Source organism: Nocardioides sp. T5, from assembly GCF_048161455.1.
GTDB lineage: Bacteria > Actinomycetota > Actinomycetes > Propionibacteriales > Nocardioidaceae > Nocardioides.
Genome location: NZ_CP182415.1, coordinates 570690 through 585628 on the forward strand (window position 1 = coordinate 570690; position 14939 = coordinate 585628).

Annotated in this window: 15 protein-coding genes; 8 read left to right on the plus strand and 7 right to left on the minus strand. The window is 72.3% G+C overall.

The genetic code is table 11. The features are described from left to right. Nucleotides 1-115: 115 nt before the first annotated feature. On the minus strand, nucleotides 116-1342 hold the full coding sequence (locus tag ACNKF0_RS02755) for a lytic murein transglycosylase (protein ID WP_416955561.1): 1227 nt from the start codon (nucleotides 1340-1342) through the stop codon (nucleotides 116-118). Between the two features lie 192 nt (nucleotides 1343-1534). On the opposite strand from ACNKF0_RS02755, the gene hemL reads away from it, so the two are divergent. The 6 genes from hemL to ccsB all read left to right on the plus strand — a co-directional run bounded on the left by hemL (nucleotide 1535) and on the right by ccsB (nucleotide 7554). Next, nucleotides 1535-2863 carry a glutamate-1-semialdehyde 2,1-aminomutase gene (gene hemL, locus ACNKF0_RS02760; protein WP_416955563.1) on the plus strand — a complete coding sequence of 443 codons (1329 nt, stop codon included), beginning with the start codon at nucleotides 1535-1537 and terminating at the stop codon, nucleotides 2861-2863. A 1-nt stretch (nucleotide 2864) separates the two neighbouring features. Then, nucleotides 2865-3542, plus strand: coding sequence for a histidine phosphatase family protein (locus ACNKF0_RS02765; protein WP_416955565.1), 678 nt, complete (start codon nucleotides 2865-2867; stop codon nucleotides 3540-3542). 125 nt (nucleotides 3543-3667) lie between these two features. Beyond that, on the plus strand, nucleotides 3668-4111 hold the full coding sequence (locus ACNKF0_RS02770) for a TlpA family protein disulfide reductase (RefSeq protein WP_416955567.1): 444 nt from the start codon (nucleotides 3668-3670) through the stop codon (nucleotides 4109-4111). Beyond that, nucleotides 4104-4853 carry a cytochrome c biogenesis CcdA family protein gene (locus ACNKF0_RS02775; RefSeq protein ID WP_416955569.1) on the plus strand — a complete coding sequence of 250 codons (750 nt, stop codon included), beginning with the start codon at nucleotides 4104-4106 and terminating at the stop codon, nucleotides 4851-4853. The genes ACNKF0_RS02770 and ACNKF0_RS02775 overlap by 8 nt, the downstream gene beginning before the upstream one ends. Continuing rightward, a complete protein-coding gene (gene resB, locus ACNKF0_RS02780; protein WP_416955571.1) occupies nucleotides 4850-6499 on the plus strand; it encodes a cytochrome c biogenesis protein ResB in 1650 nt (549 codons plus the stop codon). Before ACNKF0_RS02775 ends, resB begins: the two co-directional genes overlap by 4 nt. Continuing rightward, a complete protein-coding gene (gene ccsB, locus ACNKF0_RS02785) occupies nucleotides 6496-7554 on the plus strand; it encodes a c-type cytochrome biogenesis protein CcsB (RefSeq protein ID WP_416955573.1) in 1059 nt (352 codons plus the stop codon). Before resB ends, ccsB begins: the two co-directional genes overlap by 4 nt. Here the strand turns inward: ccsB and ACNKF0_RS02790 are convergent. Next, nucleotides 7471-7647 carry a hypothetical protein gene (locus tag ACNKF0_RS02790; RefSeq protein ID WP_299932784.1) on the minus strand — a complete coding sequence of 59 codons (177 nt, stop codon included), beginning with the start codon at nucleotides 7645-7647 and terminating at the stop codon, nucleotides 7471-7473. The genes ccsB and ACNKF0_RS02790 overlap by 84 nt on opposite strands. A gap of 36 nt (nucleotides 7648-7683) precedes the next feature. On the opposite strand from ACNKF0_RS02790, the gene ACNKF0_RS02795 reads away from it, so the two are divergent. Continuing rightward, nucleotides 7684-7947, plus strand: a complete 264-nt coding sequence (locus ACNKF0_RS02795; protein ID WP_416955575.1) for a DUF4229 domain-containing protein — start codon at nucleotides 7684-7686, stop codon at nucleotides 7945-7947. 21 nt (nucleotides 7948-7968) lie between these two features. Here the strand turns inward: ACNKF0_RS02795 and ACNKF0_RS02800 are convergent, their stop codons facing one another. The 5 genes from ACNKF0_RS02800 to ACNKF0_RS02820 all read right to left on the minus strand — a co-directional run bounded on the left by ACNKF0_RS02800 (nucleotide 7969) and on the right by ACNKF0_RS02820 (nucleotide 13872). Next, on the minus strand, nucleotides 7969-9225 hold the full coding sequence (locus ACNKF0_RS02800; RefSeq protein WP_416955577.1) for a GNAT family N-acetyltransferase: 1257 nt from the start codon (nucleotides 9223-9225) through the stop codon (nucleotides 7969-7971). Nucleotides 9226-9273: 48 nt separating this feature from the next. Further along, entirely contained in the window at nucleotides 9274-10149 is an 876-nt protein-coding gene (locus ACNKF0_RS02805; RefSeq protein WP_416955579.1) for a 1,4-dihydroxy-2-naphthoate polyprenyltransferase, read from the minus strand. After that, a complete protein-coding gene (locus ACNKF0_RS02810) occupies nucleotides 10133-11488 on the minus strand; it encodes an MFS transporter (RefSeq protein ID WP_416955581.1) in 1356 nt (451 codons plus the stop codon). The genes ACNKF0_RS02805 and ACNKF0_RS02810 overlap by 17 nt, the downstream gene beginning before the upstream one ends. Nucleotides 11489-11568: 80 nt before the next feature. Next, nucleotides 11569-12396 (minus strand): hypothetical protein, encoded by an 828-nt coding sequence (locus ACNKF0_RS02815; protein ID WP_416955583.1) that lies wholly within the window; start codon nucleotides 12394-12396, stop codon nucleotides 11569-11571. Nucleotides 12397-12531: 135 nt separating this feature from the next. Beyond that, a complete protein-coding gene (locus ACNKF0_RS02820; protein ID WP_416955585.1) occupies nucleotides 12532-13872 on the minus strand; it encodes an LssY C-terminal domain-containing protein in 1341 nt (446 codons plus the stop codon). Between the two features lie 131 nt (nucleotides 13873-14003). Between ACNKF0_RS02820 and ACNKF0_RS02825 the strand changes: the two genes are divergently transcribed. After that, entirely contained in the window at nucleotides 14004-14828 is an 825-nt protein-coding gene (locus ACNKF0_RS02825; protein ID WP_416955586.1) for an alpha/beta fold hydrolase, read from the plus strand. Nucleotides 14829-14939 lie beyond the last annotated feature (111 nt).

Consider the following 14939-nt stretch of genomic DNA (forward strand, 5'->3'; position numbering starts at 1 on the left):
GTACGTACACCTGCGGGTTCGTATGACGCTGAGGCCGCGGCAGGCCGGGCGTCATGCAAAGGGGCACGCATGGGTGCGAGTTCGTATGACGCTGAGGGCGTGCCCGAGCCGCGGGTCAGGGGTTCATCAGGTTGTCGATGCAGGCGTTGAGCGCCGGCAGGTCGAGCGCGGAGATCCCGCTGGCCAGGCACTGGGCCTGCGCCTCGGCGAAGGTCAGCGTCGCCGTGATCGTGTTGGTCGGGAGCGGCGGCAGCGTCGTGGTGAGCGTCGGCAGGGGAGTCGTCGGGTCGACCGTGGGCACGACCGTGGGGTCCTTGGTCGGGTCCTTGGTCGGCGAGGTCGACGGGTCCTGGGTCGGGCTCGGGGTCTGCGTCTGGGTCGGCGTGGGGCTCTGGGTCTGGCTGGGGCTCGGGTCCTTCGTCGGCGAGGCGTCGTCGCCCTTGTCGCCGCCGTCGTCGTCCCGGCCCCCGCCGTTGCGCCCGCCGTCGCCGCCCTTGCCGCCCTTCCCGCCGTTCCCGCCGTTGCCGCCGTACGTGGCGGTGGCGTCGGGGACGATCACGCCCGTGGTGAGGGTCGTGGTGGGCACGGCGCTGAAGTCGCCGTCGAGGTAGGCCTGCATGATCTCGAGGACCAGGTCGACGTAGGCGTTGGAGTGGTTGTAGCGGTAGACCGACGCCCGCTGGCCCTTCTCGGCCGAGAGGTCGTCGTCGCCGGAGCAGAGGTAGACGGCCGTCGCGAGGGCCGCGTCGTCGATGTCCTGCGGGTCGCGGGTGCCGTCACTGTCGCCGTCGACGCCCACGACCGACCACGTCGAGGGGATGAACTGCATCGGCCCGACGGCCCGGTCGAAGCGGGTGTCGTCGTCGTACTGGCCGGCGTCGGTGTCGAGGATGCGCTGGGTGTCGTTCTTGCCGTCGAGGGCGATGCCGAAGATGCCGGGACGGGCGATCCCGCGCTCGTCGAGGGCGTTGCCGCCGAAGCGGCCGTGGTCGGACTCGACGCGACCGATGGCGGCGACGAGCTCCCACGACAGGTTGCAGCCCTTGTCGGCCTTGTTGATCACGGCCTCGGCGCGCTGGTAGGCGGAGAGGGCGGCCTGCGGGATGTCGCTGGCGGAGCCGGGGGTGAGCGCGGCGGCACGGGTCACCGGGTCGCCCACGCTGGCCGGGGCCTCGATCGCGGCGGTCGGCAGGACGGTGCCGTCGGGGAGGGTCTGCGAGCCGTCGGGATCGGCACTGGCCGGGTCGACGCCCACACCTGCGAGGCTGGCCGTCCACGCCGCGGAGAGGACTGCCAGCGGGATGAGGGCGATCGCTCGGTGCAGCCGGGCCGAACTCGACATGAAGTGCACTCCCCTTGGTCGTCCCGTGCTCGGAATGGAGTCCTCGTACCCCGTCGGGGCACGTCCACACCTCGTCAACGACGATTCGTCCCACCAAGTTACGCGCGCGGCGCCTGTGCGCCAACCCACAACCGGGGGACCTGGGCGCGCACCGACTGGGGATCCCTTGCCCTCCTGCGTGACAATGACCCGGTGACCTCCGCGACCACCCCCACGACGACCGCGGCCAGCGCGGCCTGGTTCGCGCGTGCCCGTGCCGTGACGCCCGGCGGCGTGAACTCGCCCGTCCGCGCGTTCACCGCGGTCGGCGGGACGCCGCGCTTCATCACCTCGGCCTCCGGCGCCTGGCTCACCGACGCCGACGGCAACGACTACGTCGACCTCATCTGCTCCTGGGGCCCCATGCTGCTGGGCCACGCGCACCCCGACGTGCAGGCGGCCGTCGCCGGCGCGGTGGCCCGCGGTACGTCGTACGGCACCCCGACCCAGCCCGAGGTCGAGCTCGCCGAGGAGATCGTCGCGCGCACCCCCGTCGAGCGGGTCCGCTTCGTCTCCTCCGGCACCGAGGCGACCATGTCGGCGATCCGCCTCGCGCGCGGCGCGACCGGTCGCGACCTCGTCGTGAAGTTCGCCGGCTGCTACCACGGCCACGTCGACCCGCTGCTGGCCGAGGCCGGCTCGGGCGTCGCGACGCTGGCGGTGCCCGGCACCAGCGGCGTTCCGGCGACCGCGGCCGCCGAGACCCTCGTCCTGCCCTACAACGACCGCGACGCCGTGCAGGCCGCCTTCGAGGCCCACGGGTCGCGCATCGCGTGCCTCATCACCGAGGCCTCCCCGGGCAACATGGGCGTCGTCCCGCCGGCACCCGGCTTCAACGCCTTCCTCGCCGAGACCTGCCGCGCCCACGGCGCCCTCTTCATCAGCGACGAGGTGATGACCGGCTTCCGCGCCACGGAGCGGGGCGGCTGGGGCCTCGACGGCGCCGTCGAGGGCTGGACGCCCGACCTGATGACCTTCGGCAAGGTGATGGGAGGCGGGTTCCCGGCTGCGGCCTTCGGCGGCCGCGCCGACCTGATGGCCCACCTCGCGCCCGAGGGCCCGGTCTACCAGGCCGGCACGCTCTCGGGGAACCCCGTCGCCACCACGGCCGGCCTCGCCACCCTGCGGCTCGCGACGCCGGAGGTCTACGCCCACCTCGACGCCACCGCGCAGACGATCCGGGCGGCGGCCTCCGAGCACCTCCGGGCCGCCGGCGTCCCGCACGTCGTCCAGGCCGCCGGCACGATGTTCTCGGTGTTCTTCCGGGACGGCGCGGTCCGCGACTTCGCCGAGGCGGGCCAGCAGGACACCGCCGCCTACGCCGCCTTCTTCCACTCGATGCTCGACCAGGGCGTCTACCTGCCCCCGTCGGCCTACGAGGCGTGGTTCGTCTCCGCGGCGCACGACGACCGGGCCGTGTCCACCATCATCGACGCCCTGCCGGCCGCCGCGAGCGCGGCCGCTGCAGCGGGAGGCAACTGACATGGGAGTCCAGACCATCGTCCACCTGCTCCGGCACGGTGAGGTCCACAACCCCGAGGGCGTGCTCTACGGCCGGATGGACGGGTTCCACCTGTCCGACCTGGGCCACCAGATGGCGCAGCGGATCGCGGAGTCGGTCGGCGACCGCGACATCGTCCACCTCCGTACGTCGCCGCTCGAGCGCGCGCGGGAGACCCTCGCGCCGCTGGCGGAGCGGCTGGGGATGGCGCCGCAGGTCGACCCTCGGGTGATCGAGTCGGGCAACAAGTTCCAGGGCATCGACTTCGGCGGGGGCGCGAAGACCTTCCTCAAGCACCCCGAGCTGCTGCGCCACATGTACAACCCGTTCAAGCCGTCGTGGGGCGAGCCCTATGACGAGATCGCCGGCCGGATGATGGCGGCGGTCCACGACGCGCGCGAGGTCGCGGCCGGTCACGAAGCCGTCGTGGTCTCCCACCAGCTGCCGATCTGGACGACCCGGCTGTTCCTCGAGGAGCGCAGCTACCTCCACCACCCCAAGACCCGCCAGTGCACGCTGTGCTCGCTCACCAGCATCGTCTTCGACGACGACCGGGTGACGCAGGTCCGCTACTCCGAGCCGGCCGGCGACCTGATCCCGGTGGCCGACCGCTCCGCACCGTTCTCGGCCGGTGGAGCCCCGCGGGAGGACCGGCCCTGAAGCTCGCCCGCCTGCTCCTGGGCCCCCTGCTGGGCCTCGCCTGCCTGCTCGCGCTGGCGGGCTGCTCCGGGCTGTCCGGGACCGGTGACAAGGGCTACATCTCCGGCACCGGCGTCCCGACCGAGGTGGCGCCGGCCGACCGCGGCGAGCCCGTCGACCTCACCGGCACCGACCTCGAGGGCGGCGCCGTCGACCTGGCCGACCTGCGCGGCGGGCCGGTGGTCCTCAACGTGTGGGCGTCGTGGTGCCCCCCGTGCATCAAGGAGCAGCCCGACCTCAACGAGGCGGCCGCCGCGCTGGGTGACGACGTGCAGTTCCTCGGCCTCAACATCCGCGACGCCTCGCAGGACGACGCGGCCGCCTTCGTCCGGGACCTCGACGTGCCCTACTCCTCGATCTACTCCGCCGACGGGTCGGCGCTGCTCCCGTTCGCCGGCACCCTGACGCCGCGGTCCATCCCGAGCACGGTCGTCCTCGACGCCGAGGGCCGGGTCGCTGCGTCCGTCAACGGCCGGATCCCGACCACGCAGACGCTGGTCTCGCTCGTCGAGGCGGTGCTCGATGAGTGACTGGTTCCAGGCGACGGCCCTGTCCGGCTCGATGGTGCTGGCCCTCCCGGTCGCCCTCGCCGCCGGCCTCGTCTCGTTCTTCAGCCCCTGCGTCATCCCGCTGCTGCCGGGCTACCTGTCCTACGCGACCGGCATCTCGGGAGGAGACCTCGACCAGGCGCGCCGCAGCCGGATGGTGCTCGGCGCGACGCTCTTCGTGCTCGGCTTCTCGGTCGTCTTCGTGCTGCTGGGCAGCCTCACCGGCGCGGCCGGCGCGTGGCTGTTCACCCACACGCGCCAGCTCAACCTCGTCCTCGGGATCATCACGATCCTCCTCGGGATCGCGTTCCTGGGTGCGTTCGGCTTCCTCCAGCGCGACTGGCGCATCCACAAGGTTCCCGCCGTCGGCCTCGCCGCGGCGCCGCTGCTGGGCTTCCTGTTCGGCGTCGGCTGGACGCCGTGCGTCGGCCCGACGCTCGCGGCGATCAACGTGCTGTCGGTCAACGAGGCCACCGCCGGCCGCGGGGCGCTGCTCTCGGCGGTCTTCGCCCTCGGCCTCGGCCTGCCCTTCATCGCCGCCGCGTTCGCCTACCGGCGGATGCTCGGCGCGTTCGCCGTGGTCCGCCGGCACCAGGTGCTCGTCGTACGCCTCGGCGGCGCGATGATGATCCTCGTCGGCGTCCTGCTCGTCACCGGCTGGTGGGACCGGATCGTGCAGTGGCTCCAGCTGCAGGTCGTCCAGGGCTTCGCGGTGCCGGTGTGACCGACCTCCAGCCCGACCTGCGCCAGCGGCCCTCCGACGACCGCCAGGCGACCGCCCTGCCCGCCGAGCTCACGGCTCGCGAGCTGGCGCGGTGGTCGTGGCGGCAGGTCACCTCGATGCGTACGGCGTTGGTGCTGCTCCTGCTGCTCGCGCTGGCGTCGATCCCGGGCTCGGTCATCCCGCAGGACAACATCGACTCGCTGGCCGTCAGCCAGTGGCGCGACAACCACCCGCGCCTGGCCCCGATCTGGGACCGGCTCGACCTGTTCGACGTCTACGGCTCGGTGTGGTTCTCCGCGATCTACATCCTGCTGATGATCTCGCTGGTCGGCTGCATCATCCCGCGCCTGTTCGTCTACTCCCGCGCCCTGCGGGCCAGGCCCCCGAAGGCGCCGCGCCACCTCTCCCGCCTGCCCCAGAGCACGTCGTACACGACCGAAGAGGACCCCGACATCGTGCTGGCGCGGGCCGCCGAGGCACTGCGCACGCGACGCTTCCGCACCGACCGGGGCACCGACGCGGTCGCGGCCGAGCGCGGCCACCTGCGCGAGGCCGGCAACCTGCTCTTCCACCTCGCCGTCATCGTGGTGCTGGTCGGCGTGGCTGTCGGCAGCCTGTTCGGCTACAAGGGCGGCGTCATCCTGCTCAACGGCGACGGCTACGGCTTCTCCAACAACCTCACGCAGTACGACGACTTCGCGCCCGGCGCGCTCTTCGACCCCGACGTGATGGAGCCGTTCTCCTTCAGCATCACCGACTTCGACGTCGACTGGCTCACCGAGGGCGATCGGGCCGGCATGGCGCGCGAGTTCGTCGCCTCGCTCGACTACGTGACCGAGCCCGGCGGGGAGTCGAAGTCCTACGACCTCAAGGTCAACCACCCGCTGACCATCGGCGGCACCGACGTCTTCCTCATCGGCCACGGCTACGCCCCGGTCATCACGATCCGCGACGGCGAGGGCGAGGTCACCAAGAGCGGCCCCGTCGTGTTCCTGCCGACCAACGCGCAGACGTTCGAGTCCTTCGGCGTCGTCAAGGCGCCGTTCGCCCGGCCGCAGCAGATCGGCCTCGAGGGCGCGTTCTACCCGACCTTCGCGATGGGCCGCGACGCCGGCGGCAACCTCACCATGCCGTCATCGATCTTCGGTGCGCTGGGTGACCCGCTGATCTCGATGAGCCTGTGGACCGGCGACCTCGGCCTCCAGGACGGCACCGCCTCGTCGGTCTACGTGCTCGACAAGGCCGGGGCCACCCAGGTGATGAAGCCCAACGGCCAGCCGTTCCGGATGGACCTGCGCCCCGGTGAGAGCGCCACCCTGCCCGACGGGCTCGGCTCCGTGACCTTCGAGGGCGTGCAGCGCTGGAACAAGATCCAGATCAGCCGCACCCCGGGCAAGCTCGTCGCGCTGGCCGGTGTCGTGCTCGCGCTGCTCGGTCTGCTGGCCTCGCTCTTCATCCGGCCGCGGCGGCTGTGGGTCCGGGCCCGCCGCCAGGACGACGGCACCACCCTGGTCGAGCTCGCACGGCTCGACCGGTCCTCGGGCGGCGACCCGGAGGACGGCGAGGCCGAGCTCGCCGCGATCGCAGCCGAGCTGCAGGACCCGCCCCGCACCAGGACGAGCAGCACCAGAGAGGACGAGTCGTGACGGACCTACAGTGGGAGACGTTCAGCTACCAGGGCGTCATCGCCGCCGCGGTGCTCTACTTCCTCGCGATGCTGGCCTACTTCTTCGAGCTCGCGACCCTCCGGACGGCCGCCAAGGTGGGGGCCGAGGAGGGCGAGCTCGCCACCGTCGCCGGGCGTCCCGGTGCCGCTGGAGCGGTGGATGTCGAGCCCCCGCCCGCCCCGACGCGTCGCACCGAGCTGGCCGGGCGCCTCGGCCTCGTGCTGACCGCCTTCGCGGTGCTGGTCCACCTCGTCGCGCTGGTCGCGCGCGGGCTCGCGGCCGACCCCAACCGGGTGCCGTGGGGCAACATGTACGAGTTCACGATCTCCGGCACCTTCGTGGTGGCGCTGATCTTCGTCCTCGCCACGCTGCGCATCGACATCGAGTGGCTCGGCCCGCTGGTGACGACCTTCGTCGTCGCCGCGCTGATGGCGGCCTTCCTCGGGCTCGACGACGCCGTGCTGCCGCTGCCCGACGCGCTCAACTCGCCGTGGCTGGTCATCCACGTGGTCTCGGCGGTGATCTCGACCGGCGCCTTCACGATCGGCGCGCTGCTCTCCGGGCTCTACCTCGTCAAGGCGCGGTCGAAGGCGACCACCGGCTACCTCGCCCGGGTGCCGGAGCCCAAGGTGCTCGACCGGCTGTCCTACCGGATGCACGCCTTCGGCTTCCCGGTGTGGACCTTCGCCGTCCTGATCACCGGCCCGATCTGGGCCCACCAGGCCTGGGGTGCCTACTGGAACTGGGACCCCAAGGAGGTGTGGGCCTTCATCACGTGGGTGGTCTACGCCGCCTACCTGCACGCCCGCGCGACGGCGGGGTGGCGCGGACGCAACGCGGCCATCCTGGCGCTGGTCGGTGCCGCGACGCTGTGGTTCAACTTCATCGGCATCAACTTCTTCAGCTCCTCCAGCCAGCACTCCTACGCCGAGGGAGCCACGCCGGAGAGGTCAGTCGTCCTCCGGCTTGCGGGGCCGGTCGAGGCCGCGCAGGAAGTCGGGGTCGTCGTCGGGACCGATCGTCCGCGGGCGTGACGGGCCACCACCGTCGAGGCGACGCAACGTCAGCCTGACCAGGAACCACACGACGACCGCGATCGCGGCGACCACGAGCAGGACCTTCAGCATTCCTCCAATGTAGTCGGCGGCGCCTAGCATTGAGGCGTGAAGGAGTTCGTCGTCTACACCGTCATGCGGGTCCTGCTGTTCCTGGCGTCGTTCGGCGTCGTCGTGGGCGTGATGGCCCTCGCCTTCGACGGCCGCTACAACCTCTTCTGGGCCGTGATCCTGGCGTTCCTGATCTCCGGCATCGCGTCCTACTTCATCCTCGACCGCCAGCGCGAGGCCTTCGCCCGGCGCGTCGAGGCACGCGCGTCGCGGGCCTCCGCGGCCTTCGAGGAGCGCAAGGCGCGCGAGGACCAGGACTGACCCTCGGGACCGACCCCGGCCTCAGAACCCCGTGAGGTTGTAGGCCGGCTCGCTGAGGTCGGCCATCGCTGCGAAGCGGCGTACGGCCTCGGTCGCCCCGTCGACGCGGCCCGCACGGTGCAGCGGCATGACGGGTACGTCGCCGAGGTAGAGCGAGCCCAGCGTCTCGCTCGTCAGCCGGACGTCGGCCGCGGCGTCGGTGCGGACGACCGTGGCGACGCCGTCACGCGTGGCGACCTCGTAGCGCCCGGCCGCGTGGTCGAGCGGGTCGTCGACCTCGAGCACGAGCGTCCCGTCGGCGGCCCACGGGCGGGCGGCGAGCGCGCGGGGGACGTCGAGGACCCGGAGCCAGAGGAACTCCTCGAGCTCGGTGGTCTTCACGCGGTTGAGGTCGGTCAGCGCCCACATGAGCGGGTCGTCGGGATGGAAGAGGTTGAAGCTGACCGTGGTCACCCGGTCCAGCCCCGCGAGGAACGACCACAGGCCGAGCTGCGCCTGCGGGGTGAGGGCGGCCATCTCGTCCACGCGCACGGCGTCCTTCTCGCCGTGCTGGAAGATGGCGAAGCCGTCGACCTGCCCGTCCGCGCCGAGGTGCACCGCGACCCGGATCTTGCGGTGGGCGCCGGTGCCGTTGAAGTCGTAGGCGCCGGTGTGGATGTCCTGGTACTGCGTCGGCCACTCGACCGAGCCGCGCTGCCGGGCGTGGAAGGCGTCAAAGACCGCCTTCACGTGCGGCCAGGCCTCGACCGGCTCGAGGAGCTCGACGCGGCCGGGGTCGGTGAAGGAGCGGAACGCGAAGCCGGGGGAGGTGTTGACGTCCACGCCGTGGCGGAACGTCGCCGGCCCGAACCCCCAGCGGCCGTAGATCGTGGCCTCGGACGCGGTCAGCGCCGCCACCGGGACGCCGCGTGCGACGGCGTCGGCGAGGTCGTCCTCGATCATCCGGCGCAGCAGGCCGCGGCGCCGGTGTGCGGCGCTGGTGGTGACGTCGGTGACCATCCGCAGGGGGAGCAGCTCGCGGCCGGCGTTGAGGGTCTTGTCGAGGCTGGCGTAGGTCGCCACCGGCATCGGTCCGGCGCCGAACTCGCCGGCGGGCAGCCACGCGCCGCGGACCGTCACCCCGTCCTGGCGGTAGTGCCCCACCCACCGGTCGACGAGCTCGTCGTCCGGCCGCGGGTCGCGGAAGCCGCGCAGGACCGCGCCCACCCAGCCGCGGCGCCGGGCCACGGCCTCCTCGGAGTCGTCGGACAGGTCGAGGATCGCGAAGTCGTAGTCCACCCGGCCACGCTAGTCAGCGCGCGGGACGCGGGCCATCGGTTATCCGCGTCAGCCGAGCGCCAGCAGGGGGACGGCGACCAGGATCGACCAGAGCAGCTCCGCGGCGCCGGTGGCGGCCAGGACGGGGATCAGGGCCGGGCCGGTCGCGCCACCGAGGACGGCGCGGGTGGGGGGCAGGGCGCGGGCCAGGAACGCGAGGCCGAGGAGGGCCCACCAGGTGGTGGCGACGGCCACGGCGACGACGGCGGCAGCGGCGACCAGGACGAGGAAGGCGTAGAGGGAGCGGGTCCGCTCGGCGCCGAGCCGCACCGCGAGCGTCCGCTTGCCCGACACGGTGTCGGTCGGGATGTCGCGCAGGTTGTTGGCGACCAGGATCGCGCAGGCGAGGGCGCCGATGCCGACGCCGGCGTAGAGGGCGGGCCACTCCCAGGTCTCGGTCTGCACGTAGGTCGTGCCGACGACCGCGACGAGACCGAAGAACACGAACACCATCACCTCACCGAGGCCGAGGTAGCCGTAGGGCTTCTCGCCGCCGGTGTAGAACCAGGCGGCCACGACGCACACCAGGCCGACCGCGACCAGCCACCACGCCGTGGTGGCGGCGAGGACGAGGCCGGCCACTGCGGCGACGCCGAAGGAGGCGAACGCGGCGGCCTTCACCGCGCTCGGCGTCGCCGCCCCGGAGCCGACGAGCCGCATGGGCCCGACGCGGTCGGCGTCGGTGCCGCGGACGCCGTCGGAGTAGTCGTTGGCGTAGTTGACGCCGACCTGGAGCGCGAGGCTGACGACGAGGGCCAGCAGGGCCTTCCACCACACCGCCTCGTCGACGTACGCCGCGACGCCGGTGCCGGCGAGCACGGGCGCGACCGCGGCGGGGAGGGTGCGCGGGCGAGCGCCGGCGATCCAGTCAGCGGTGGAGGTCACCGCTGGATTCTGGCAGGGGGGCGTCGGGCTCCATCGGCAAGGGCTCCTGGGACACCGCAAGGTCCACGTGCTCCGGCTCGCTCGCTCGCGCGTCGGCCAGGACGTCGGCGGGCACGTGCTGCTCGAGGAAGCGTCGGCCGGCGTGCGCGGACTTGTGCAGGCCGGCCGCGGCGACGACGACGATCGCCGCGATGGTGAGCCAGCCGAGGGCGCCCCACTCCATCGCGAGGAAGCCGTAGGCAGCCGGCGCCCAGAACCGCCCGAGCGTGCCGCCGAGCTCGGAGACGCCCTGGTAGTCGCCGCGGCGACGGGGGTCCATCAGCTCGGCCTCGAGCGTCCAGCCCGAGGCGGACAGGAACAGCTCGGCCCAGGTGAGGACGACGTGGCCGAGGAAGAACAGCACGATCGTCATCCAGCCGGTCGTCTCGTGCGTGGCCAGGGTGACGAGGCACGTCAGGACGAAGAAGAGGGTCGAGAGGCGCACGGCCCGCAGGGCGGTCTCGACGTTGCGGATGCCGCGCGAGGCGAGCCGCGGGAGCACGATGCACATGACCGTGTTGGTGCCGAAGAGGACCGCGACCAGCACCTTGGGCGCGTCGGTCTCGGTCACCAGCCACACCGGGATGACGGTGTGCAGCAGCACCTGGTTGGTCCACATGACGCCGGTGAAGAACGTGACCGCGATCCAGCTGCGGTTGCGGATCGCGGGGATCCCCTCGGGCTTGACCCGTGGCTCGGAGCTGCGGACGTCGTGGGAGGCGTCAGGGAGGCGCGGGATCGCGGCGCTGTTGAGCAGGAACAGCACGGCACTCACCAGCGGCGACCAGCGGAGCACGTCGGTGCCGAAGGCGATCGCGCCGCCGCCGAGGAAGGCGCCGATGCTGAAGCCGACGTTGAGCGCGGAGTAGAGGTAGGCGCGCGACTCGACCCGCTCGGCCGGCGGCAGGATGTCGATGACGTAGGCCCCGTGCGCCGTGCCGCCCAGGGTGCCGGCGACCTCCATCGCGACCGCCAGGGCGACGTACTCGGGGAAGCTGTCGATGAAGGGCCATGCGAGGAACAACAGGCCCTGCAGGGCAGCCGACAGCGTCCACATCCGCTTGGGGCCGAAGTGGTCGACCAGCTTGCCCATCGGCACGGCGACGATGAAGCTCGCCACCGCGGCGATGGTGAGACCGATGCCCACCTCGGCCAGGGAGAGCCCGACGACCAGGGTGAAGAACACCGCCGACCCCGCGAGGAACGCGCCGTCGCCGGAGGCGAAGAGCAGGGACTGGACCGACAGCCTCCGGGCAAGGGGGGACGGGGGCGTGGCGTAGTTCTTCAGGGCGGTGAGCATCGCCGGTCATTCTCGTTCGCCACACCGACACTGTCCTGCGGTTTTCGCCCCGCCCACCGCTCAGGCGCTCGTGCTGTTGGTCACGTACGGCCGTCAGGGCCCGGGCGCACCATCCCCTCGAGCTCGATCAGGAGGGTGTCCAGGTCGAGTGCCCACGTGTCGTGGGGGCCCGGCGCGACCAGCTGCTGCATACGTGAGCGCGCATGGCGCGAGGCGTCTCGCAACGACCTCGCCCGGGTCCGGCCGGCTTCGTCCGGGGCCGTGGACTCCAGCACCGTGAGCTCGTCCTCGGCGACGGTGAGTCGGTTCTGGCTCACGGCCCAGCCGCCGGCCATCTCCTCGTGGGACCCGGCGCGGCGCAGCTGCGGGAGCAGGGTGCGTGTGAACCACTCGACCTCGGACGCCTGGCGATCGAGCTCTCGATGCCACGCCGCCCGGCGCCGTGCGCGAACGGCCAGGGGGACGGCCACGACGAAGCCCAGGACGAGAGCCGCCACCACCCACCACACCCAGGCAGGGACACCGTCGTCCTCGCTCGGCTGCTCCTCGGATGCTTCCTCGTCCGTCTCGACGGGCGTCTCGGTGGGCGTCTCTGTGGGCGTCGGGGTCGCCGTCTCGGTCGGGGTCTGGGTGGGCGTCTGGGTGGGCGTCTTGGTGGGCGTCTGGGTGGGTGTCTGGGTGGGTGTCTGGGTGGGTGTCTGGGTGGGTGTTTGGGTGGGCGTGCGGGTGGGGGAGGGCAGCGTCGCGGTGGGTGTGCGCGTGGGGCTGGGAAGCTCGGTCGCCGTCGGGGTCCGGGTCGGTGAGATCGACGGTCCGTCCCCGTCCCCGTCCCCCGCATCCCCGCCGCACGCAGCGAGCAGACCGAGAGCTGCCACCAGGACACCAGCGATGCGGGTGCGAGGCGTCATCGAGCTCGATCGCACCGCTGGCTCCTCGGAGGGTCTCGGGGGCAGGTGCGCCACACGCTGTCCGATGTCCAGTCGGTAGGCCTCATCCCTGCCGGGTGAGGCGGGCGACCCGCTGCGCACGTGCGGGTCGACTGCTCAGGATCGCCGGCCGAGCCCCACCCAGCGCCGGGCGCCGCCGGAGCTGACCGCGATCAGGATGAGGACGGAGATCGCGGTGCTCGTCAGGACGAGGAAGTGGACCTCCGCGGCGGTGCTGAGGTCGACCAGCTGGGTCACCGCCTCCGCGGTGCACACCACCATGAGGGCGGTCCGGGCCCACGCGTGGTGGGCGAGCATGAAGACCCACAGGCCGATGAGGCACAGCGCACTTCCACCCATCACGGCGATCTCGCGGCCCGAGGCGGTGGTCGCGTCGCTGCCGTCCTGGAGGAGGGCGACGAGCACGGTCGCCAGGGTGACGGTGGCCTTGGCCAGGCTCATCACGGCGGCGGCCAGGAGGCTCGGCGGCGGCACGCGGTGCGACACCGCGCGCGACAGCGCATCGGTCTCGGGTTCGACCCGGTCCGGCTCGGGCGCCCGGAGGCGGGTGAGGTCGAGGATCGGCAGGCTCCCGTCGGTGCGTACGACGTCGCCTCCGCCGTTGCGGGTGGTGAAGGCGCTGGAGTAGTCCCTGATGATCCGCAGGGAGGTCTCCGGGACCGCGTAGCGGACGGTGTCGATGACGTAGTCGCGCTCGATGTCGATGTCGGCGTCGACCCGGTGCGTCACCTGGAGGGTGAACAGGGAGATGCCGACCGCCTTGTCGTACGTCGCGGCCGCCAGCCACTGCACCTCGAATCCTCCGGGAAGCTTCCAGCCGTCCGGGACCGGCCAGAACCGGACGTGGTGGCGCTGTGACGGGTTCCCGTCGACTTCCTGCTGGTAGGCGAAGGCCTGCCGCCGGCCGAAGAGGAACAGCGACGAGACCGGGGCCTCCGGGTAGGGACGGCGCAGCACCGACGACACCACGATCCGCCAGGAGGAGCGGATGGTGAGCTCGTCGGCACGGGTCCAGCCGGCTCGCAGCAGGGCGGCGTGGATGTCGGCCTCGCTGCCGTCCACCGCCAGGTTCACCGGGTCGCCGAGCACACCCACGTCGGTCAGGGTCCGCCCGATGAAGTAGTCGGGCACGTAGACCTTCGAGAGCACCTCCTGCAGGCGGGGCAGCCCGACGTAGGCCAGCAGCACCCAGAACACGAAGACCGCGCCGATGGCGTACCAGCCGTCGTCGAATCCGACGGCGATCACGATCCAGCCCAGCCACATCACGAGCACGGTGCCGATCACGAAGAAGACGCCGTCGACGATCTCGTTGACGGGCCAGAGCGGGATGCTCGAGACGTCGTCCGGGGCAAGCTCGAACGTGGGCGGTGACGTCGGGGGCGGCGTGTCCACGGCAGCACCGCGGCGCCAGTCGTCGGTGGGCTCGACCCCCATGGGCGACCCTCCTCGTTCTCCGTGGGACGTTCGCAGGCTACCGAAAGCCGGCCGGCGGTGTGTCCCCAGAAATCGCGATGCTGCTGCGCCGGCCGAGGGCACGACCGGGTCCGAGCCTCTAGCCTCGGTCCATGAAGGCCCGCCGAGCACCAGGCGACGGCTGGGTGGACGAGCAGCTCCAGGTCGGAGGGACGTCGGTCCACTACCGGCGCAGCACCGAGGAGGGCGGGGTCCCCCTCGTCCACCTGCACGGCTTCGCGATCTCCGGCGCCTACCTGATGCCGACCGCCCGCGCCCTGGCCGCTCGTGGGGTCAACGTGGTGCCGGACCTCCCGGGCTACGGACGCAGCGAACGCCGGGACCGGGTGCTCGACATCCCGGAACTGGCCGGGACCACGATCGCGCTCCTGGACGGCCTCGGCATCGACAGGGCCGTCCTGGTCGGGAACTCGATGGGCTGCGCCATCGGCCTGGAGGTCGCCCACCGGGCACCCGAACGGGTCGACCGGCTCGTCCTGGTCTCGCCGGCCGGAGGGGAGCACAACCAGCCCCTGGGCCGTGCCGTCGGGCAGCTCGCGAGGGACGTCTTCCGGGAGAGCACGAGGATGTTCCCCGTCGCGCTCCCCGACTACGTCCGCTTCGGGCCGCTGAACGGACTGCGCCTCTTCGCCGAGCTGACCCGCTTCCCGTCCCTGGAGCGGCTGCTGCACACACCCGTCCCGACCCTCGCCGTCCTCGGGACCCGCGATCCCCTCCTGCCGTCACCCGACCGCATCCGCGAGGTGGCCCGGCTCGCTCCTGAGGACCTGACGGTCGCCGTGGTCGACGGGGCCGCGCACGCAGTGAACTTCAGCCACCCCGTGGAGCTGGCGGGCGTGGTGGGAGCGTGGCTCGACGACGCGATCGGGGACGGCTCGCTCCTCCCGCACGGAGTTCGCGTGGTCACGGCCACCTAGGTGCCACGAAGGGCCCGCTCGGGGTCCGACCTCCCCCGTGGCGTGGGATGTCGGCGCTCCTGCCGCAGCGGAGACTGGCGACGTGCCGGGCTCGGACGGGGTGCGGCCACC